The organism is Burkholderia sp. Tr-20355, from assembly GCF_017104685.1.
In the GTDB taxonomy this organism is placed as follows: domain Bacteria; phylum Pseudomonadota; class Gammaproteobacteria; order Burkholderiales; family Burkholderiaceae; genus Burkholderia; species Burkholderia seminalis.
On sequence record NZ_JAAGPK010000057.1, the window covers coordinates 15091 to 36107 of the forward strand.

General features: G+C 67.4%; 17 protein-coding genes. 9 read left to right on the forward strand and 8 right to left on the reverse strand.

Translation table 11 applies throughout. The features are described 5' to 3' along the window. Positions 1 to 9: 9 nt before the first annotated feature. Together G3N62_RS16975 and G3N62_RS16980 are read left to right on the forward strand one after the other, a co-directional pair. Positions 10 to 705 (forward strand): class I SAM-dependent methyltransferase, encoded by a 696-nt coding sequence (locus G3N62_RS16975; protein ID WP_185733127.1) that lies wholly within the window; start codon positions 10 to 12, stop codon positions 703 to 705. Beyond that, positions 702 to 2021 carry a galactosyl transferase GMA12/MNN10 domain protein gene (locus G3N62_RS16980; RefSeq protein WP_124671053.1) on the forward strand — a complete coding sequence of 440 codons (1320 nt, stop codon included), beginning with the start codon at positions 702 to 704 and terminating at the stop codon, positions 2019 to 2021. The genes G3N62_RS16975 and G3N62_RS16980 overlap by 4 nt, the downstream gene beginning before the upstream one ends. Positions 2022 to 2103: 82 nt before the next feature. Here G3N62_RS16980 and G3N62_RS16985 read toward each other — a convergent pair whose 3' ends face one another. The 6 genes from G3N62_RS16985 to G3N62_RS17010 form a co-directional block, all read right to left on the reverse strand. Next, positions 2104 to 4218: a phospholipase C, phosphocholine-specific gene (locus G3N62_RS16985; protein ID WP_124671054.1), complete on the reverse strand. Its 2115-nt coding sequence runs from the start codon at positions 4216 to 4218 to the stop codon at positions 2104 to 2106. A gap of 42 nt (positions 4219 to 4260) precedes the next feature. Then, entirely contained in the window at positions 4261 to 4464 is a 204-nt protein-coding gene (locus G3N62_RS16990; protein ID WP_034190574.1) for a hypothetical protein, read from the reverse strand. Positions 4465 to 4791: 327 nt separating this feature from the next. Beyond that, entirely contained in the window at positions 4792 to 6789 is a 1998-nt protein-coding gene (locus G3N62_RS16995) for an acetyl/propionyl/methylcrotonyl-CoA carboxylase subunit alpha (protein WP_124609979.1), read from the reverse strand. A gap of 36 nt (positions 6790 to 6825) precedes the next feature. After that, positions 6826 to 7611: an enoyl-CoA hydratase/isomerase family protein gene (locus tag G3N62_RS17000; RefSeq protein WP_124671055.1), complete on the reverse strand. Its 786-nt coding sequence runs from the start codon at positions 7609 to 7611 to the stop codon at positions 6826 to 6828. 19 nt (positions 7612 to 7630) lie between these two features. Continuing rightward, positions 7631 to 9238, reverse strand: coding sequence for a carboxyl transferase domain-containing protein (locus G3N62_RS17005; protein ID WP_034190577.1), 1608 nt, complete (start codon positions 9236 to 9238; stop codon positions 7631 to 7633). Between the two features lie 31 nt (positions 9239 to 9269). Further along, positions 9270 to 10451, reverse strand: a complete 1182-nt coding sequence (locus G3N62_RS17010) for an isovaleryl-CoA dehydrogenase (protein WP_034190578.1) — start codon at positions 10449 to 10451, stop codon at positions 9270 to 9272. Positions 10452 to 10621: 170 nt separating this feature from the next. Between G3N62_RS17010 and G3N62_RS17015 the strand changes: the two genes are divergently transcribed. Beyond that, positions 10622 to 11368: a TetR/AcrR family transcriptional regulator gene (locus tag G3N62_RS17015; RefSeq protein WP_034190579.1), complete on the forward strand. Its 747-nt coding sequence runs from the start codon at positions 10622 to 10624 to the stop codon at positions 11366 to 11368. A 63-nt stretch (positions 11369 to 11431) separates the two neighbouring features. Here G3N62_RS17015 and G3N62_RS17020 read toward each other — a convergent pair whose 3' ends face one another. Continuing rightward, positions 11432 to 11920, reverse strand: coding sequence for a MarR family winged helix-turn-helix transcriptional regulator (locus G3N62_RS17020; RefSeq protein ID WP_034190580.1), 489 nt, complete (start codon positions 11918 to 11920; stop codon positions 11432 to 11434). 199 nt (positions 11921 to 12119) lie between these two features. On the opposite strand from G3N62_RS17020, the gene G3N62_RS17025 reads away from it, so the two are divergent. The 5 genes from G3N62_RS17025 to G3N62_RS17045 all read left to right on the forward strand — a co-directional run bounded on the left by G3N62_RS17025 (position 12120) and on the right by G3N62_RS17045 (position 17957). Continuing rightward, positions 12120 to 13199 (forward strand): aromatic ring-hydroxylating dioxygenase subunit alpha, encoded by a 1080-nt coding sequence (locus tag G3N62_RS17025; RefSeq protein ID WP_069706728.1) that lies wholly within the window; start codon positions 12120 to 12122, stop codon positions 13197 to 13199. Continuing rightward, positions 13196 to 14161, forward strand: a complete 966-nt coding sequence (locus G3N62_RS17030; protein WP_124671056.1) for a PDR/VanB family oxidoreductase — start codon at positions 13196 to 13198, stop codon at positions 14159 to 14161. The genes G3N62_RS17025 and G3N62_RS17030 overlap by 4 nt, the downstream gene beginning before the upstream one ends. A 48-nt stretch (positions 14162 to 14209) precedes the next feature. Beyond that, entirely contained in the window at positions 14210 to 15268 is a 1059-nt protein-coding gene (locus G3N62_RS17035; RefSeq protein WP_124671057.1) for an aromatic ring-hydroxylating dioxygenase subunit alpha, read from the forward strand. A gap of 154 nt (positions 15269 to 15422) precedes the next feature. Continuing rightward, positions 15423 to 16760, forward strand: a complete 1338-nt coding sequence (locus G3N62_RS17040) for an MFS transporter (RefSeq protein ID WP_049028220.1) — start codon at positions 15423 to 15425, stop codon at positions 16758 to 16760. A 102-nt stretch (positions 16761 to 16862) separates the two neighbouring features. Continuing rightward, entirely contained in the window at positions 16863 to 17957 is a 1095-nt protein-coding gene (locus G3N62_RS17045; RefSeq protein ID WP_049028219.1) for a porin, read from the forward strand. 26 nt (positions 17958 to 17983) lie between these two features. Here the strand turns inward: G3N62_RS17045 and G3N62_RS17050 are convergent, their stop codons facing one another. Continuing rightward, positions 17984 to 18430 carry a hypothetical protein gene (locus tag G3N62_RS17050; RefSeq protein ID WP_034190585.1) on the reverse strand — a complete coding sequence of 149 codons (447 nt, stop codon included), beginning with the start codon at positions 18428 to 18430 and terminating at the stop codon, positions 17984 to 17986. A 398-nt stretch (positions 18431 to 18828) separates the two neighbouring features. On the opposite strand from G3N62_RS17050, the gene G3N62_RS17055 reads away from it, so the two are divergent. After that, positions 18829 to 20997: a TonB-dependent siderophore receptor gene (locus G3N62_RS17055; RefSeq protein WP_124671058.1), complete on the forward strand. Its 2169-nt coding sequence runs from the start codon at positions 18829 to 18831 to the stop codon at positions 20995 to 20997. Positions 20998 to 21017: the final 20 nt, after the last annotated feature.

A 21017-nucleotide genomic window follows, 5' to 3' on the forward strand; every position in this document is an offset into this window, starting at 1 on the left:
GCTGACAGAATGGACCACGATGCCGCGCAAGTCTTCCAGAAGATCCACGACGAACAGGGGTGGCACTCGCAGGAAAGCGTGTCCGGGTGGGGTTCGGAGCTGAAAAACACCGTGCAGGTCATTCGCGAGCTGCCGGGATTGCTGCGCCGCTTCGGCGTGCGTTCGATGCTCGATGCGCCGTGCGGCGATTTCAACTGGATGCGCCATGTCGACCTCGACGGCATCGACTACATCGGCGCCGACATCGTGCAAAACCTCGTGGTGGCCAACCAGGCAACGTGGGCGGCGCCGAACCGCCGGTTCGTGCATCTCGACCTGTTGCGGGATCCGTTGCCGGATGCCGACCTGATCCTCTGCCGCGACTGCCTGTTCCACTTTTCGCACGCCGACGTGTTCCGTGCGTTCGAGCGTTTCGCCGCGACCCGCGCGCGCTATCTGCTGACCACGACCTTCATCTATCGCAGCTATCCGCGCAACGCGGCAATCGCGACCGGCCAGTGGACGCCCATCAACCTCGAGATGCCGCCGTTCGACCTCGCCCCGCCGCTGACGCTGCTCGTCGAAGGCAGCAACGAATGCATCATCTACGGGGGCGACATCGGCACCGTGCCGATGTCCGATCGCTGCCTCGGGCTCTGGAACATGGAGAGCGTTCGCGAACGCTTGCGGCGCAGGCCGCTTCCCGGCCTGCGGAGCGCGCGATGATCGTCCTCAGCCATTTCAGCCAACCCGCGCCCGCCAGTCTCGAGAATCACCGCTGGTACGCGCAGGCGCACGGCTATCGTCACGAGATCGTCGATGCGTCCGCGATGCCGCAGGCGCTGCCGTTGCGGCCGCTGTATCGCTACGAATCGCTGCTCCACGTACTGCGCGGCGCGCAGCCCGACGCACTCGTGCTGCTGCTCGGCGAAGACGCGGCGATCATCGAGCCCGTCGCGCTCGAACGCCTGATGGCCGGGCGCGACATGCTGCTGGTCGACGCGTTCGCGCCGCCGCTGCCGCAGGTCGACGTGCAGATCTGGCGCAACACGGCGGACGTGCGCGCGATCGTGATGCAGCTCGTGCAGCGCTGCAAGCTCGGCAGCGCGCCGAAGCTGACGTCGGAGGCCGCGCTGTTCGACGGGCTCGACACGCATCGCTACCTGGAATTGATCGACGGGTTGTACGCCGTCATGCCGTGCGGCCCCCATCTCGATCCGATGTGGAGCCGCGAGCCCACCTTCGCGATCAGCATCGACGACACGCCGCACGATCCCGCGCGCAAGGGCGCGACGCCGCGTTTTCGCGACACGCTCGTCGCGTACGTCAATCGCTGCCGCGCCGCCGGCCGGCCGATGTTCTCGTTCGATCATGCCGCGGCCGCACCGGACGAAGCCGCCGAGCGCTGCACGTACAATCCCGGCCGGCCGATCGCGCTGATGATGCTGTACACGCCAAACATCGGCAGCTACGCCCGCGTCGCCGAACGCAATTTCCGGCGCTACTGCGACACGCACGGCTACACGCTCCACGTGCATCGCGACATCCCCGCGGAGATCGGGCTGAACGCAACGGGCAACTGGTTCAAGCCGTGGCTGCTGCACGCGTACCTGCAGCATCATGAATGGGTCGTGTGGCTCGATGCCGACGTACTGATCGCGAATCAGCAGCAGCCGCTGGAACCGTTGCTCGACGGGCGCGACTGGCTGCTTGCGCAGGATATCGGCCAGTGGGCGTTCAACTCGGGCGTGATGGCGTTCCGCCGCACCGAACGCAACGACGCGATGCTGCGCGACCTGATGACGACGATCGCCGCGCTGCACGACCGGTCGAGCGTCTACGCGAGCGACGGCGACCAACTGCATTTCATTCGCGCGATGGAGCGCGACGGGCAACTGCACGGCGAAGGCGTGGCCGATCTCGTCAGCCTCAACACGCCCTGGCTGTTCCGCCGCGCGGACAGCTACATCGTGCACTACTACGGCATGTGGTCGGCGATGCGCGCGCTGATGATGGCGCATGACGACGGGCTGCCGGGCTGACACCGCCGCTTCGGCATCGAACCCGCAAGGACGACGCGCCGGCCGGCTCCTGCCGGCCGGTGCGTCGTCGCACCGGATACCGTCAGATCGGCGTGATCGTCGGCGCGACGGCCGCCGGATCGGTGACGCTGGCCCTGCCGGTTTCGACGTGCCCCGCGATGCGGCGCGTCCAGCCCGCGTTGCCGGCCACCGCGAACTGCAGGTCGTACCACTGGCTGCTGCACGACAGGTCCCAGCGCGCTTCGATGCGCTGCCCGGCGGGAATCGTCAACGTGCGCGCCGCGCCGCCGTACGCGACATCGGTCGCCGTGACCGTGAGCGTGCCGGTGCCCGCATTGGCGATCGTGACATAGACGTCGCCGTTCGCCACGTCGTAGCACGGCGTGATTTCAGGCTTCGCGGCGGCATCCGCGGCGGCCGAACCCGCAAAGCGCCGGAAATAGCCGTTCGGCCCCCACACGCTCACCAGGTAGTTGCCGTTCGCGTCGAGCGCCCACGTGTCGGTCAACTGCTTGCCGGCCTCGACCGTATAACGGCGCGGCATCGCGGTCGAATCGCCCGTATAGACCCAGAAGTGCGCGCCCTGCGTGCCCGAATTGGCGAACGTCACCGCATAACCTTGCGCCTGGAGCCGGCCCGTCACGTGCAGCTCGTACGGCAGCGCGCGAGCCGGCCGCGTGCCGGGTTCCTGCGCCGTCACGACCTGCTGCGCGGTGCTGGCCGGCGCCGTCTGCGACGACGCGCGCGAGCATTGCAGGTCCGCCTGCGCGACATATGCCTGCGTACTCGGCAACGTCGGCAGCGTGGCATCCGATCTGGAGAAATCGAGCGCCGACGTCAGGTCGCCGCAGATCGCGCGACGCCACGGCGAGATGTTGGTTTCGACCACGCCGAAGCGCTTCTCGATGAATTGCAGCACCGACGTGTGATCGAAGACCTGCGAGCACACGAAGCCGCCCTTCGACCACGGCGACACGACGAACATCGGCACGCGCGGGCCGAGGCCGTACGGCAGGTTGTCGGCCGTATACGTGCCGGCCTGCGTCGACGTCACGACATTGTGCCGCTCGAGCGACACGTCCACCGTGCTCATGCCCGAGCCCGGCAGCGTCGGCGCCGACGGCGGCACGACGTGGTCGAAGAAGCCGTCGTTCTCGTCGTACATGATCAGCAGGACGGTCTTGCTCCATACGTCCGGGTTCGACGTCAGCGCATCGAGGATCGTCGACAGGTAGTACGCACCGTACAGCGGCGTGAACTTCGGATGCTCCGAATACGCGGCGGGCGGCAGCAGCCACGAGACCTGCGGCAGCGCGTTGGCCTGCACGTCGGCCTTCAGCTGCGTGATCGGGCGCGTGCTCATCCCGCGCGTCTGCAGCGACGAACCGGCCGGCGCATTCACGAAGTTGTTGAAGCACGCGAGCATGTTCGTGCCGTAGTTGCCGGTGAAGTTGTCGAACCCGGTGCCCTGCTGGTAGATCTGCCACGAGATGCCGGCCTTCTCGAGCCGCTCCGGGTAGGTCGTCCAGCTGAAGGGCGGCAACTGGACCTTGTCGAACGGGTTGTCGATGTAGTCGGTATTGTCGAGCAGCGGGCCGCCGCCCGTGCCGAGCGGATCGACCATGCCCGTCATCAGGTACATGCGGTTCGGGTGCGTGTTGCCCGGAATCGAGCAGAAGTAGTGGTCGCACACCGTGAACGCATCCGCGAGCGCGTAATGGAACGGGATGTCGTCGCGAACGTGATAGCCCATCGTCATGTTCGACTTCTGTACGGCCCACTGATCCGCGCGGCCGTTGTCGATCGCGCCGTGCGTCGTCGCCCACGTATGCGGCAGGCCGCCGATGCATTGCGCGTTGACGCCCGGGTTGGTCGTGTCGTAGCGGAACGGCGCGATCACGCTCGTCTTGTCCTCCTGCCGCGGCTGGAACCACACCGGCTTGCCGTTCGGCAGCGTGACGGGGAAGCGATCGTTGTAGCCGCGCACGCCGCTCAGGTGGCCGAGGTAGTGATCGAACGAGCGGTTCTCCTGCATGAACACGACGATGTGCTGCACATCCTGGATCGTGCCCGTCACGGAATTCGGCTCGATCGCCAGCGCCTTGCGGATCGACTCGGGAAGCAGTGCGGTGGCGGCGGTCGCGCCGGCGAGACCGGCGGAGAACTTCAGAAAATCGCGTCGCGAATGGTTGGCCATGCTGGTTGCTCGTGATTGGATTTCTGGTGAAAACAGCCGGTATCAGGAAGCGGGCGACGATGCCGGTGCGGTGAAACCCGGCGGGCAATGCATCTGCGCGGTGGCGACGACGGCGCCGCCGCACGCGGCCTTCTGCTGCGCGACGGGCGCGGCGGGTGCGGTCAGGTCGTCGTTACAGGCGCCGAGGAGGGCTGTCAGCGCGATCAGGCCAACGACCGCGAAAGGCCGCAGGGCCGACTTTCGCATAACGGTTCTCCGTGGGGGTGATGACGTGACACGGACGCGAACCCGCGCCGGTCATATCGACGCCGAGATGCTATGTTCGACTTGTTACACGACGGTGTCGAGTAAAGGGAGATCGACGCGCACGCGGAGCGCGGCACGTGGTGGCCTGGCCGGAACGACGCGATTCGTAAGTCGTTCGAAATATTGATGTTGCCTGAACGTACGGCTTCGCGGGCCGACGACATCGGGGCGGCGCGGCCTAAACGGCGCGCGCACCGTGATTCGAGAAGCATTCTTGTGCGGGCCGGCCGCAGCGCAGCCGGCTTGCACACGGCGTGCAGACTGGCGTCAGCCCTCCGCCATCATCAGCAACTGCGCGCCATCCGCGACCTGGTCGCCGACACCGTACAGCACTTCCGCGACGACGCCCGCGCTCGGCGCGCCGATCGTGTGTTCCATCTTCATCGCTTCCATCACGATCAGCGGCGTACCGGCTTCGACCTTCTGGCCCGGTTCGACCAGCACCGCGATCACCTTGCCCGGCATCGGCGCGGTCAAACGTCCGCCGCCCTGCTCCGCATCGCCCGCATGCGCGAGCAGGTTGCGCCATTCGAACGTCTCCGAGGTGCCCTGCGTGAACACATGGAACGTGTCGCCGTCCGCATACACGCGGCCGCTGCCGCGCACGCCACCGAGTATCACGTCGAAATCGAGCGGCGTGGCGCCGCGCGTCCATGCGAACGGTTGCGCGGCGTCATCGCCGGTCGCGAGTCGCGCGCCGGCGCCGTCGTCCTCGTAGGTGACCGTCACGTCCGCTTCGCGATCGGCCGCATGCCATTCGAGCGTGCGGCGATAGCCGCCGTTCAGCCGCCAGTCCGGCAAGGCGCCCCACGGCGACGCACCTTGCGCGGCCGCGCCGCGTTCGCGCGCGAGCAATGCCGCGCACGCAAGTGCAAGCGCCGCGCGCGGCGGCTGTTGCGGCGCGAACAGCGCATCGTGGTTGCGCTCGATCAGCCCCGTGTCGAGATCGGCCGTCGCGAACGGTTCGCACGCGACGATCCGCTGCAGGAACGCGGCGTTCGTATGCAGGCCGACCACCTCGCACGCACGCAGTGCACGCAGCATCAGGCCCAGCGCTTCCGCACGGTCCGCGCCGTGAACGATCAGCTTCGCGATCATCGGATCGTAGAACGGCGTGATCGCATCGCCTTCGCGCACGCCGCTGTCGACGCGCACCGCCGCACCGATGTCGAACTCGACGCCGGCCGGCAGCCGCAGGTGCTTGAGCGTGCCCGTCGACGGCAGGAACCCGCGCGCCGGATTCTCCGCATAAAGACGCGCCTCGAGCGCATGGCCCCGCACGCGCAGATCGTCCTGCTGCAGCGGCAGCGGCTCGCCGGACGCGACGCGCAATTGCCATTCGACGAGATCGAGCCCCGTGACCATTTCGGTGACCGGATGCTCGACCTGCAGGCGCGTGTTCATTTCCATGAAGTAGAACGCGTCGCCCGTCATGATGAATTCGACGGTGCCCGCGCCGACGTAGCCGACCGCGCGCGCCGCCGCGACGGCCGCTTCGCCCATCGCGCGGCGCACGTCGTCGGGCAGGCCCGGCGCCGGCGCTTCCTCGAGCACCTTCTGGTGACGGCGCTGCACCGAGCAGTCGCGGTCGAACAGGTACACGGTATTGCCGAGCGTGTCGCCGAACACCTGCACTTCGACGTGACGCGGGCGCGTCAGGTATTTCTCGATCAGCACGCGGTCGTTGCCGAAGCTGCTCGCGGCCTCGCGCTGGCACGACGCGAGCGCCGCCGGGAAATCGTCGGAGCGCTCGACCACGCGCATCCCCTTGCCGCCGCCGCCCGCGCTCGCCTTCAGCAGCACCGGATAGCCGATTTCGTCGGCTTCGCGATGCAGGTTGCCGGCATCCTGGTCGTCGCCGTGATAGCCGGGCACGAGCGGCACGGCAGCCGCATGCATCAGCGCCTTCGCGGCGGCCTTCGACCCCATCGCCGCGATCGCGTCGACCGGCGGCCCGATGAACACGATGCCGGCCGCTTCGCACGCGTGCGCGAAATCTTCGTTCTCCGACAGAAAACCGTAGCCGGGGTGAATCGCCTGCGCGCCGGTCGCGCGCGCGGCTTCGATGATGCGCTCGATGCGCAGGTAGCTGTCTGCCGCTGCCGATCCGCCGATGTGCACGGCTTCGTCGCACGCGGCCACGTGTTTCGCGTTCGCGTCCGCGTCGGAATAGACGGCGACGCTCGCGATCCCGAGACGTTTGCACGTCGCGGCGACGCGGCACGCGATTTCGCCGCGGTTGGCGATCAGAATCTTGTCGAACATGGCTTCGATGTCGTCCGGAGAGTGGGGGTCACGCGATCATTCACGCCACGACGGCGTGCGCTTTTCGAGGAAGGACGCGATCCCTTCGCGCGCTTCCGCGCCGGCACGGGTCCGCGCGATCCAGTCGGCGGTCTGCTCGATCAGCGTCGCATCGAGCGGGCGGCCGGCCACGTCGGCGACGAGCCGCTTGCACGCCTTCACCGCGTCGGGACCGTTCGCGACGAGCGTCGCGGCCAGCTTCGCGACCGTTTCGTCGAGCGCATCGGCCGTTACCGCGTCGTGAATGAAGCCGAGCGACGCGGCCCGCGCGCTGTCGAACACCTCGGCCGTCGTGAAATAACGGCGCGCCGCGCGCTCGCCCATCGCCCGCACGACGTACGGCGCGATCGTCGCGGGGATCAGCCCGAGCCGCGCTTCCGACAGGCAGAACTTCACGCCGTCGGCGGCGATCGCGATGTCGGCCGCCGCGACGAGGCCCACGCCGCCCGCATAGGCGTCGCCGTGCACGCGCGCGATCACCGGCTTGCCGCAGCGATGGATCGCCTCGAGCATCCGCGCGAGCTTGCGCGCATCGGCACGGTTCTCGTCGTCCGAGTAACCGGCCATCTTCTTCATCCAGTTCAGGTCCGCGCCCGCGCAGAACGCGGCGCCTTCCGCCGCGAGCACGATCGCGCGCACGCCTTCGTGCGCATCGAGCCATTCGAACGCGGTGGTCAGCTCGGCGATCGTCGTCTCGTTGAACGCGTTGCGCACGTCGGGGCGTGCGAGCGTGACGGTTGCCACGCGGCCGGCTTCGCTTACCTTGATCGTTTCGTATCGCATCGGTCGGTCCTCCCGGGCGTTACATGCGGAACACGCCGAAGCGCGTGTCTTCGATCGGCGCGTTCATCGATGCGGCCAGGCCGAGGCCGAGCACGTCGCGCGTCTGCGCCGGGTCGATCACGCCGTCGTCCCACAGCCGCGCGCTCGCGTAATACGGATGGCCCTGGCGCTCGTACTGGTCGCGGATCGGCTGCTTGAACGCTTCCTCTTCGTCGCTCGACCACGAACCGCCCTTCGCCTCGATGCCGTCGCGACGCACCGTCGCGAGCACCGACGCGGCCTGCTCGCCGCCCATCACCGAGATGCGCGCATTCGGCCACATCCACAGGAACCGCGGGCCGAATGCGCGACCGCACATCCCGTAGTTGCCGGCGCCGAACGAGCCGCCGATGATCACCGTGAACTTCGGCACCTTCGCGTTCGACACGGCCGTCACCATCTTCGCGCCATGCCGCGCGATGCCTTCGTTCTCGTACTTGCGCCCGACCATGAAGCCCGTGATGTTCTGCAGGAACACGAGCGGGATCTTGCGCTGGCAGCACAGCTCGATGAAATGCGCGCCCTTCACTGCCGATTCGGAGAACAGGATGCCGTTGTTCGCGACGATCCCGACCGGATGGCCCCAGATGTGCGCGAAGCCCGTGACGAGCGTCGTGCCGTAGCGCGCCTTGAATTCGTCGAATTCCGAATCGTCGACGATGCGCGCGATCACCTCGCGCACGTCGAACGGCTTGCGCGTATCGACGGGGATCACGCCGTACAGGCTCTTCGCATCGTAGCGCGGCGGCTTCGGCTCGCGCAGCGCCACCGGCGACGCGATCTTCGGCGCGAGATGATCGACGATGTTGCGCGCGATCGACAGCGCATGCGCGTCGTTCTGCGCGAGATGATCGGCCACGCCCGACAGGCGCGTGTGCACGTCGCCGCCGCCGAGATCCTCGGCGCTCACTTCCTCGCCCGTCGCGGCCTTCACCAGCGGCGGGCCACCGAGGAAAATCGTGCCCTGGTCCTTCACGATGATCGACTCGTCGCTCATCGCCGGCACGTAGGCGCCGCCGGCCGTGCACGAGCCCATCACGACGGCGATCTGCGCGATCCCTGCCGCCGACATCGTCGCCTGGTTGAAGAAGATGCGGCCGAAGTGGTCGCGATCGGGAAACACGTCGTCCTGGTTCGGCAGGTTCGCGCCGCCCGAATCGACGAGGTAGACGCACGGCAGCCGGTTTTCCGCGGCGATTTCCTGCGCGCGCACGTGCTTCTTCACGGTGATCGGGTAGTAGGTGCCGCCCTTGACCGTCGCGTCGTTGCACACGATCACGCATTCGCGGCCGGCGATGCGGCCGATCCCGGTGATGACGCCCGCGCCCGGCGCGTCGTCGTTGTACATGCCGTTCGCCGCGAGCTGCGACAGCTCGAGGAACGGCGCGCCCGGATCGAGCAGTTGCGCGATGCGATCGCGCGGCAGCAGCTTGCCGCGCGACAGGTGCTTGTCGCGTGCGGCCTGGCCGCCGCCCTGCGCGAGCTGTTCGATCTTCGCGCGCAGGTCGGCGACGACCGCCTCGAGCGCGGCGGCATTCGCGCGGAAGTCTTCCGAACGCGGGTTCAGTTTCGATTCGATGATCGGCATCGACGAGGCTCCGTTCGCGTGACGTGGGGCGTTACATCGTTTCCGCGAACAGCTCGCGGCCGATCAGCATCCGGCGGATCTCGCTCGTGCCGGCGCCGATCTCGTACAGCTTCGCATCGCGCCACAGGCGGCCGACCGGATATTCGTTGATGTAGCCGTTGCCGCCGAGGATCTGGATCGCCTCGCCGGCCATCCACGTCGCCTTCTCGGCCGTGTAGAGGATCACGCCCGCGCAATCCTTGCGCACCTGGCGGATATGGTCGCTGCCCGCCGAGTCGAGATGGCGGCCGACCGCGTACAGGTACGCGCGGCACGCCTGGAACGTGGTGTACATGTCGGCGACCTTGCCCTGGATCAGCTGGAATTCGCCGATCGACTGGCCGAACTGCTTGCGGTCGTGGATGTACGGCACCACGGCGTCGAGGCACGCGGCCATGATGCCCGTGGGGCCGCCCGACAGCACCGCGCGCTCGTAGTCGAGACCGCTCATCAGCACCTTCACGCCGCCGTTCAACTGGCCGAGGATGTTCTCTTCCGGCACCTCGACGTCCTGGAACACCAGCTCGCCCGTGTGCGAGCCGCGCATGCCGAGCTTGTCGAGCTTCTGCGCGACCGAGAAGCCCTTCATCCCCTTCTCGACGATGAACGCGGTGATGCCGCGCGAGTGGGCTTCGACGTCCGTCTTCGCGTAAACGACGAGCGTGTCGCAATCCGGGCCGTTGGTGATCCACATCTTCGTGCCGTTCAGCACGTAACGATCGCCGCGCTTGTCGGCACGCAGCTTCATGCTGACGACGTCGGAACCGGCGTTCGGCTCGCTCATCGCGAGCGCGCCGATGTGTTCGCCCGACACGAGCTTCGGCAGGTATTTCCGCTTCTGCGCTTCGGTGCCGTTGCGGTGGATCTGGTTCACGCACAGGTTCGAGTGCGCGCCGTACGACAGGCCGATCGACGCCGAGGCGCGCGAGATCTCCTCCATCGCGACCATGTGCGCGGTGTAGCCCATGTTCGCGCCGCCGTATTCCTCGGCGACCGTCATGCCGAGCACGCCGAGATCGCCGAACTTCTTCCACAGATCCATCGGAAACTGGTCGGTGCGGTCGACCTCCGCCGCGCGCGGCGTGATTTCCTTCGCCGCAAACGTCGCGACGGCGTCGCGCAGCATCTCGATGTCTTCACCGAGCATGAATTGCACGCCGGGCAGGTTGATCATGTCTCCTCCGTCTCCAGAAAGTGTGTCGCACTCATCTATTTCTGAGTTTCACTCAAATCGAATGAATGCACCAATTCATTAACCAATAAAGCGGAAATTTTGCACAGTTTCGCGCCTCGCCGGGTTCGGCGTCAATAGTTTTTTGAGTGACACTCAGATATCATGTGGACATGACAGCCGCTCCCGCCGACACCATGACCGACACCGCCAAAGCCGATCGCGCCGACGCGCCGCGCGCGCCCGCCGGGCGCAAATCCCAGCAGCGCGTGCAGGACATTCTGCGCGCCGGCCGTGAAGTGTTCGCCGAAAAAGGTTACGAGCATGCGACGGCCGCCGAGATCGCGCAGCGCGTCGGCGTGTCGGAGGCGACGGTGTTCAGCTACTTCCGCGGCAAGCGCGAGCTGTGCGCGCGCGTGATCGCGGACTGGTACGACGAAATCATCGCGGCGTTCGAGCACGGCATGCCGCGGGATGCATCGGTGCAGCAGCAGTTCGCGTTCATCGTGCGCACCCACCTGCGGCTGATGCTGGTGAACGGCACGGGGCTGTGCGCACTGGTGCTGTCGGAAGGCCGCGCGAAGCAGCATGCGCTGAGCGACGAGCTGACCGCACTGCAACGCCGCTACACGGCGCCGCTGATGGACGTGCTCGCGCGCGGCCAGGCGGCCGGGCAGGTGCGTGCGGACCTGCCGCTGAGCCTGTTGCGTTCGATGGTGTTCGGGCCGATGGAGCACGTGCTGTGGGATGCGATCCTCGGGCACCGCAAGCTCGATACGGAAACGACGGCCGCGCAGCTGATCGACATGCTGTGGGCCGCCATGCAGCCGCCGGCGCCGGAACAGGCGGCGCTCGTGCGTTTCAGGAATGAAGTCGCGGAAGCCGTGCGGCGGCTGGAAGACGAAAACGCGCGCGCGTGACGCGCGGCGGGCGGCGCGCCCGCCACCCCCGGTGCCGCGCGCTGCCGGGCGAGCTCGGCGCCGCTACGACTCCTCGCCGACGCGCAGCGGCGCGCGGCTTTGCTCGTTGTTCAAATGGACGAATTTGCGCAACAGGCGCATCAGTTCCTGCGAATCGTCCTCTCCCATTCCGTCGAACAGGCCGGCCCGCAGCTCCTTCACCGACGGAATCAGGTGCGTGAGCAGTTCGACGCCCGCCGGCGTCAGCAACAGGCGGCGCTGACGTCGCGGCAGCACTTCGCGCACGATCAATCCTTTCGCTTCGAGCCGGACCGCGAGATCCGCGGTCGTCGACGTATCGAGCGCCACCCGCTGCGCGAGCGTCACCTGATCGAGCCCCGGGCTCTCGTAGAGCATCCGCAGCACCGCGTACTGCACCGGCGTCACGTCCCGGCCCAGCTTCTCGTAGAACATCGCAACCGCGATCTGGTGTGCGCGCCGGATCAGGTGCCCGGGTTCGTCGTACAGATCGAGCGGGAAAGCCGGCGCGACGGCGGGATTCGTTTTTTCCATGAATGAGTCGATGACATAGGCGACGCGCGCCGGTTGCGCGCGCCGACGGCATGGCGCTGCCTCGCGCCATTTCCCGGGAAAACCAGTATACCGCCCGCCTTGCTCCAGCCAAGCTCGATGAGTACACTGAATCTCATTCAGTACACGGAATGAAGAGATGCCGCGTACCGGCGGCATCGACCTGAAGGAGACGACGAACGTGTTTCTCAAGAATGCTTGGTACGTGGCGTGCACGCCCGATGAAATCGACGGCAAGCCGCTGGGCCGCACGATCTGCAACGAGTCGATGGTGTTTTACCGCGCGGCGGACGGCCAGGTCGCCGCGCTCGAGGATTTCTGCCCGCACCGCGGCGCGCCGTTGTCGCTGGGTTTCGTGCGCGACGGGGTGCTCGTGTGCGGCTATCACGGGCTGGAAATGGGCTGTAACGGCAAGGCGGCCGGCATGCCGGGCCAGCGCGTCGGCGGCTTCCCGCCGATTCGCAGCTTTCCGGCGGTCGAGCGGTACGGCTTCATCTGGGTCTGGCCGGGCGATGCGGCGGCGGCCGATCCGGCCAAGCTGCCCGCGCTGGCGTGGGCCGAGGATCCGGCCTGGGCCCACGGCGGCGGCCTGTATCACATCCGTTGCGACTACCGGCTGATGATCGACAACCTGATGGACCTCACGCACGAAACCTACGTGCATGCGACGAGCATCGGCCAGAAGGAAATCGACGAAGCGCCGCCGAAGACGACCAGCCACGGCGACGAAGTCGTCACGAGCCGCTTCATGGAGAACGTGATGCCGCCGCCGTTCTGGCGGATGGCATTGCGCGGCAACGGGTTGGCCGACGACGTGCCGGTCGACCGCTGGCAGATCTGCCGCTTCTCGCCGCCGAGCCACGTGATGATCGAAGTCGGCGTCGCGCATGCGGGCCACGGCGGCTACGACGCGCCGGCCGACCTGAAGGCGTCGTCGATCGTGGTCGACTTCATCACGCCCGAGACGGACACGTCGATCTGGTACTTCTGGGGCATGGCGCGCAACTTCCGGCCCGACGACCCCGCGCTGACCGCCGAGATCCGCGAAGGCCAGGGCAAGATCTTCGCCGAGGATCTCGAGATGCTCGAGCGCCAGCAGCGCAACCTGGAGAAGTGGCCCGATCGCAAGCTGCTCAAGCTCAACATCGACGCCGGCGGCGTAATGTCGCGCAAGGTGATCGAGCGGCTGCTCGCCGACGAGAACGCGTCGACCCCGCAGCGGCCCGTGATCCCGGTCGCGCCCGTCAAGGCGGCGTCATGAGCGCCGCGACCCTGACGGTGCGCGTCGCGCGCAAGTGGCAGGAAGCGCGCGACATCTGCGGCTTCGAATTCGTCAGCGACGACGGTGCGCCGCTGCCCCGCTTCGACGCCGGCGCCCATATCGACGTGCATCTGCCGGGCGGCCTCGTGCGCCAGTATTCGCTGTGCAACCACCCGGAGCACGGTGATCGCTATCAGATCGCCGTGCTGCGCGACGCCGACGGGCGCGGCGGGTCGCGCGCCATTCACGACGCAGTCCGCCAAGGCGATATCGTACGGATCGGCGTGCCGCGCAATCAGTTTCCGCTCGCGCCCGACGCGCCGCACCACCTGCTGCTCGCGGGCGGGATCGGCGTCACGCCGATCCTCAGCATGGCGGAACGGTTGTTCTCGTCGGGCCAGCCGTTCGACATGCACTACTGCGCGCGTTCGACCGATCGCATGGCGTTCGTCGCGCGAATCCACGCAGCCGGGTTTCACGATCGCACCCGCTTCCACGTCGACGACGGCGACCCCGCGCAACGCTTCGATCTGGCCACCGTGCTTGCCGCCGCGCCGGAAGGCACCCACCTGTATGTGTGCGGCCCGCGCGGCTTCATGGACGCGGTACTGAACGCCGCGCGCGCGCGCCACTGGGACGAAGCGCGGCTGCACTACGAGTTCTTCGGCGGCGCGGTTGCGTCGTCCGGTGCGGACCGCGCGTTCCAGGTCCGGATCGCGAGCAGCGGCCAGGTGATCGACGTGCCGGCCGAATGCACGGTCGTCGCGGCGCTGGTGGCGAACGGCGTCGACGTGCTGACGTCGTGCGAGCAAGGCGTATGCGGCACCTGCGTGACGCGCGTGCTGCAAGGCGAGCCCGATCATCGCGACTCGTATCTGACCGAAGAGGAACAGGCGGCCGGCGACCAGTTCATGCCGTGCTGTTCGCGATCGCGAAGCGACCTGCTGGTACTCGATCTGTAGACGGACCGCCCGATCCGCGGCGGCCAACCACAATACTGGAGACGATCCATGGAGCAACGTGCCCGGCCACCGGTCACTACCACGCCCTTCCCGCTCGACCGATGGTGGGTCGCCGCGCTGTCGTCCGAACTGACGGACCAACCCGTTGCCCGCACGCTGCTCGGCCGTGCGGTCGTCCTGTTCCGGTTGCCGTCCGGGGAAGTCGGCGCGCTGGAGGATCGCTGCTGCCACAAGTCGCTGCCGCTGTCGTGCGGCTCGCTCGAAGCACGCGGCCTGCGCTGCGGCTATCACGGCCTGCTGTTCGACCGCGGCGGTGCATGCATCGAGATCCCCGGCCAGGACCGGGTTCCGGCGAAAGCGTGCGTGTCGTCGTATCCGGTGCAGGAGCAGGATGCGATCGTGTGGATCTGGATCGGCGCCGACGCGCACGCGAAACCGGCCGGCGCGCCGCCGCGCTACGCGTTCCACGCGGATCCGCAATACCGGTTCGGCGGCGGCAACTACCATTACGATGCGCCGTATCAACTGATTCACGACAACCTGATGGACCTGAGCCACCTCGGCTATGTCCATCTGAAAACGATCGGCGGCAACGCGTCGCTGCACATGGGCGCGGAAACCCGCGTCAGCAGCGACGGCGACACGGTTACGCTGGTTCGCCGGATGCCGGACTCCGACCCGCCGCCGACCTACACCGCCGCCTGGCCGTTCGCGGGCCGCGTCGATCGCTGGCAGGAAATCGAGTTCCACGTGTCGCACATCCGGATCTGGACCGGCGCGATGGACGCCGGCACCGGCGACCTGCACGATCCGGCGCGCGGCGGCTTTCACATGCGCGGCTTCCATGGCATCACGCCCGAGACGGAAACGACGACGCACTACTTCTGGACCGTCGCGACCAACCCGCAACACGACGTGGAGCGCGTCGCGCAAACGGTCATCGAGCAGTCCGCGGCGACGTTCGACGAAGACAAGACCGTGATCGAAGCGCAATACCGGAATCAGCTGCGCTTTCCGGGCAGCCGCCAGATCGACATTCATGTCGACGCGGGCCCCAATCGCGCGCGGCGCGTGATCGAGCGGCTGCTGCAACCGGAACCCGCGTAAGCGTCGCGCCGGCGCGCGAATCACGCCTGCCGGACACAACGGGCGTTCGCCGGAAGGCTCGTCCGCCCAGGCATTCGCTTTCGTCCCATTCGTTGCCGCCGGTTTCGATTTCATCCCATTTAATTAGTCATACTATTTTTCAAGGATCTTTGACGTGAGCGCAAGTATCCGCAATACGATCGACGAATCCCCGATGAGCGTGTTCCAGACGATGGCGGTCACGGCCTGCGTCGTGCTGAACATGCTCGATGGCTTCGATGTGCTGGCCATCGCGTTTGCCGCACCGCATCTGGCGGCCGAATGGAAACTGAGCGGCAAGGAAATCGGCCTGCTGCTGAGTGCCGGGCTGGCCGGCATGGGAATCGGCTCGGTGCTGATCGCGCCGTTGGCCGACCGCGTCGGCCGCCGCCGCATCATCCTGCTCTGCCTCACGGTGATCTCGACCGGGATGCTCGCCTGCGCGGCCACCCACAGCACGCTGCAGCTCGCCGTCGCGCGCGCGTACACGGGGCTCGGCATCGGCGGCATGCTGGCGAGCCTGACCGTCATCAGCGGCGAGTATGCGTCGAACAAGTGGCGCAGCGCCGCGATCGGCATGCAGTCGACCGGTTATGCGATCGGCGCCACCGCCGGCGGCGTCGTCGCCGGCTACCTGCTGTCGACGTGGGGATGGCGCAGCGTGTTCGCGTGCGGCGGCATCCTGACCTTGCTGGCGATCCCGATGGTGCTCGCGATGCTGCCGGAATCGCTCGACTTCCTGCTGGCACGGCGTCCGGACGACGCGCTGCGGAAAATCAACCGCATCCTCGCGCGAATGAAGCGCTCACCGATCGCCGCGCTGCCGCCCTCGTCCATCGACACGGCAAGCCCCGCGTCGGGCTGGACCGCCGTGCTGCGCGCACCGCTCGCGCGCCGCACGATCGCGTTGTGGATCGCGTTCTTCCTCGTGATGGGCAGCTTCTACTTCGTCGTGAGCTGGACGCCGAAGCTGCTGGTCCAGGCCGGGCTGTCGACATCGCAGGGCGTCACCGGCGGCGTCCTGCTCAACCTCGGCGGCATTGCGGGCGCGTCGCTCTTCAGCCTGCTGTCGACAAGGTTCGGCCTGCGCAACCTGCTCGCCGCGACCCTGCTGCTCGGCGGCGCGCTGATGGTCGTGTTCGGCGCGAACACCGGCTCGCTCGGCATCGGGATGATCGTCGCGGTGTTCCTCGGCGCCGTGATCAATGCGTGCGTGGCCGGCATGTATGCGCTGTCGCCGACGCCGTACCCCGCGGAAATCCGCACGACCGGCATCGGCCTCGCGGTCGGCATCGGCCGCCTCGGCGCGATCCTGTCGCCGATGACCGTCGGTGCGCTGCTGGACGACGGCTGGTCCGTCTCCCATCTCTACCTCGCGTTCCTCGTACCGATGGCCGGCGCGGCGATCGCCGTCGCTGTGGCGGGCACGCGCGCCGCGGCACCGCGCCGGCAACGCGACCCGGCGCTGTCGTAACACGGAACGCCCGCAGTCCTGCCGATACCCGTCGGCCTCCCGGACACGCCCGGGGCACTCAAAAAATCGATAAGCATATCTACATACTTTTTGGAGACAGCCATGAAAACGAAACTGGGCGTCGCACTCGCGACGGTGATGGCGCTGGCCGGGCCGGCCTGCGCGCAAAGCAGCGTCACGCTGTACGGGATCATCGATACCGGTGTGTCCTACTACAACAACGCCGCGCGCGGCGGATCGTTCACGGGCATGCCGACGCTGACCGGCGAGGTGCCGTCACGGTGGGGGCTGAGAGGCACCGAGGATCTCGGCGGCGGCTACCAGGCCTTCTTCGTGCTCGAGAACGGCTTCCAGCCCGGCACCGGCGCGCTGAATTACGGCGGGCGCCTGTTCGGGCGACAGGCGAACGTCGGCGTGAGCGGTCCGTTCGGCGCGCTGACGCTTGGCCGCCAGATGAACATGTCGATGATCGTGCTGACCAATGCCGACGTGATCGGCCCGTCGATTCACTCCATGGCGGATTTCGACTCCTATCTGCCGAACGCGCGCAGCGACAATGCGATCGGCTACAAGGGCACGTTCCACGGCGTGACGCTCGGCGCCACCTACAGCTTCGGCCGCGACGCGGCCGGGCCGGCAGGGCCGTCGGCGACAGGCTGCGCCGGGCAGGTGCCCGGCGACATCGTCGCCTGCCGCCAATACACGGCGATGCTCGCGTACGACGCGAGCCATTTCGGGCTCGCCGCATCGCACGACGTGATGCGCGGCGGCGGCGGCGCACTCGCGCCGCTGAGCAATCCGGCGTACACCGACACGCGCGACATCGTCGCCGGCTACGTGAAGATCGGCCCCGCGAAACTGGGCGCCGGGTGGATTCGCCGCAACCTCGCGGCGGCCGAGCACCTGCAGGCCGATATCGTGTTCGCCGGCGGGACGTATTACGCGACGCCCTACCTCGCGCTCGATCTCCAGGGCGTACGCTACCTGCAACGCCGCGAAAACAGCGAAGGCGGCACGAATGCGACGCTGCTCGTCGGCCGCGCGAACTATTTCCTGTCGAAGCGGACGACCGTCTATACGTCGGTGGGCTACATGTTCAACAGCGCGCTGGCCGCGAACGCGGTCGCCGCCGGCGGGACGGTCGGTACCGGAATGAACCAGCTCGGCGTGATGGCCGGCATCCAGCAGAAGTTCTGAACGCCGGACGCCGCACCGGCGCCTCGTCAATCGGCGAGCCGGCAGTGCGAGAGCTTCAACCCCGGCAATACGGGCGCATCGATATAGCCTTCGTTCACGCAGCTGAACCGGAACGCCGCCGACGTGACGAACGGCTTGATCTCCCCGCCGGGGAATTTCGGCTTCAGCGCGGCCTGGTCGGCCACGTCGAAATGCGTATCGAACTGCTCGCCGTCGGCCGTCAGCGCGCCGAAGTACGTGCCGGCCGGGTCGCTGCCCATCCGGATCACGGCGCCGACGAACACGAGGCGCCGGCCGTCGTATTTCGTCTTCGCGGCGGCCATGTCCTGCGTATAGGCCTCGATCACGGCGCCGTAATGCGCATCGATCGCGGGTTCGGCGGCCGAAGCCGCGCAAGCGGCCTCGTGAACGCCCGCCAGCAGCGCGCAGGCCGCAAGCGCGGCCGCCGCGAACGGCGCGGAAATCTTCTTCATCGGTGGTCTCCCGTCCAGCGTGGTGGTTGAAGTCGTCGAAGCCCGGCGCTTGCGCCGGTTGCATTCGCTTTCGTTGCTTTAATCGTTCGAATGGCGGAACACGGCTGCGATCACTTCATCACGCGCAGGGTCGTGCGCGGTGCACGGCGCCGCGCGGAACGCGACGTGACTGGAAGATGACATGGTGCGGCCCCCGGCTCTCTCGTTAATTTTTACTGCGTCTGATTTTGGCCGCTACGGTAGCAGACGGTCGATGGCCCGGCAACTGGGTCCCGTGCGTTGCCGGCCATCCCATTACAATTGCAAATGATTCTCATTAAATATATCATGCGCAACCTGGCCGCAACCAAACGCCGCGGCCCGCAACACGATCCTTGGTATTCCTCCTGCCTCGATTCATGCCATCCCGTCGAACGCCTCGCCGTGCCCGGACCCAGCGTCCGTGGCGCACCCGCCTGCCTGCCCTGCTCACCCTTTGCGTCGCGAGCGGCGCGCATGCGGCCAACGCCGAACCCGTCACGCCCGCATCGACTCCCGCGACGCCAACCGAACACGAACTCCCGGCAATCAGCGTCAACGCGTCGGCAACGGCCGATCCGACGGTCGGCTATCAGCCGCGCACCACGCGCATCGCGGGCGGCGACGACCGTTCGCTGAAGGAGATTCCGCAATCGGTCGCGGTGGTCAGCAGCAGCGTGATGCAGGACCAGCAGGCGCGCTCGCTCGACGACGTGCTCGGCAACATCAGCGGCGTCACGCAGACGAACACGCTCGGCGGCACGCGCGACGCGTTCATCAAGCGCGGCTTCGGATCGAACAACGACGGCTCGGTGCTCGTCGACGGCGTGCGCACGCCGGTGCTGCACAGCTATCTCGCGACGATCGATCGCGTCGAAGTGCTGAAAGGGCCCGCGTCGCTGCTGTACGGGATGCAGGATCCGGGCGGCGTGATCAACCTCGTCACGCGCAAGCCGGAAGACACGTTCGGCGGCTCGATCTCCGCGTCGCGCACGAGCCATGGCGGCAGCAGCGCGCAGTTCGACCTCACGGGCCCGCTCGGCAAGCCGGGCCAGGTCGCGGGCGGCACGCTCGCGTTCCGGCTGACCGGCGAATACGACACGAGCCGCTACTGGCGCAGCTTCGGCCGCGAACGCAATGCGCTGATCGCGCCCGCGCTGTCGTGGCACGACGCGAACACGTCGATCGACGTCAGCTACCAGTACGTCGACTACACGACGCCGTTCGATCGCGGCACCGTGCTCGTGAACGGCCAGCTCGACGATACGCTGCGTTATCGCCGCTACGAGGAAGCGTGGTCGCAAAGCAGCGGCATCCAGGAAACGCTGCGTACGCGCATCGAGCACCGCTTCTCCGACGCATGGCGTGTACGCGCGACCTACGGCTGGGGCCGCGACCGCTACGATCAGTACATTACGCGCGCCACCGCGTTCAACAGCAGGACCGGCGCGCTGACGCGCTCGTCCGACGCGAACCTGGGGCGCAACGATTCCGACCAGATCGCGACGCTCGGCCTGCTCGGCAACGTGACGCTGGCGGGGATGAACCACGCGCTCTACATCGGCGGCGAATACGAGCGGCAGCGCAGCTTCCGCGGCGACACGATCCGCGGCAAGGCGACGACCGGTTTCAATCTCTACGATCCCGTGTACGGCCTGCTCGCACCGGGCGGCACGCCCAACGCGAAGCAAAGCGATTCGCGCTCGGTCGTGCATGCGTATTCGACGATCGTTCAGGATACCGTGAAGATCACCGACCGCCTCACGGCAGTGGGCGGGCTGCGCTGGGAAAACTGGCAGCAGGAATCGGGCATGGGGCGCCCGTTCGTGTTCGCCGACCGGTCGCGCGGCAGCGTCTGGCTGCCGCAGTTCGGGCTCGCCTATGCGCTCACGCCCGAGCTGACCGCGTATGCGAACGTGAGCCGTTCGTTCAAGCCGAACGTTGCATCGAACGTCGCGGCACCGCTCGCGCCGGAATACGGCCGCGTGCTCGAGGCCGGGCTGAAGTTCAGCCTGAAGCCCGCGATCACCGGCACGCTCGCGGTCTACCAGATCGACAAGCGCAATGTCGCGGTCACGGTCGGCGACCTCACGTCGACGATCGGTACCGCGCGCTCGCGCGGGATCGAGCTCGACGTCGCCGGGCAGATCACGCGTCACCTGAGCGTGATCGGCAGCTATGCGTATACGAACGCGAACGATCGCGACAGCAACACACCGCTCGTCAACGTCGCACGCCACACGGGCAGCCTGTTCGCGGTGTACGACACGGCCATCGCGAACCTGCCGGGCCGCTGGCGCTTCGGCGGCGGCGCGCGCCTCGTCGGCGCACGCCCCGGCGATACGGCGAACAGCTTCACGCTGCCCGGCTACGTGACCATCGATGCGTTCGCCGCCTACGAAACGACGATCGGCAAGTTCCCGACGCGCTTCCAGCTCAACGTGAAGAACCTGCTCGACAAGACCTACTACCCGTCGAGCAACAACAACCTGATCGTCGCGGTCGGCGAACCGCGGCTCGTCACGTTGACGACGACGGTATCGTTCTGACGCAACGGGATGGCCGGCGC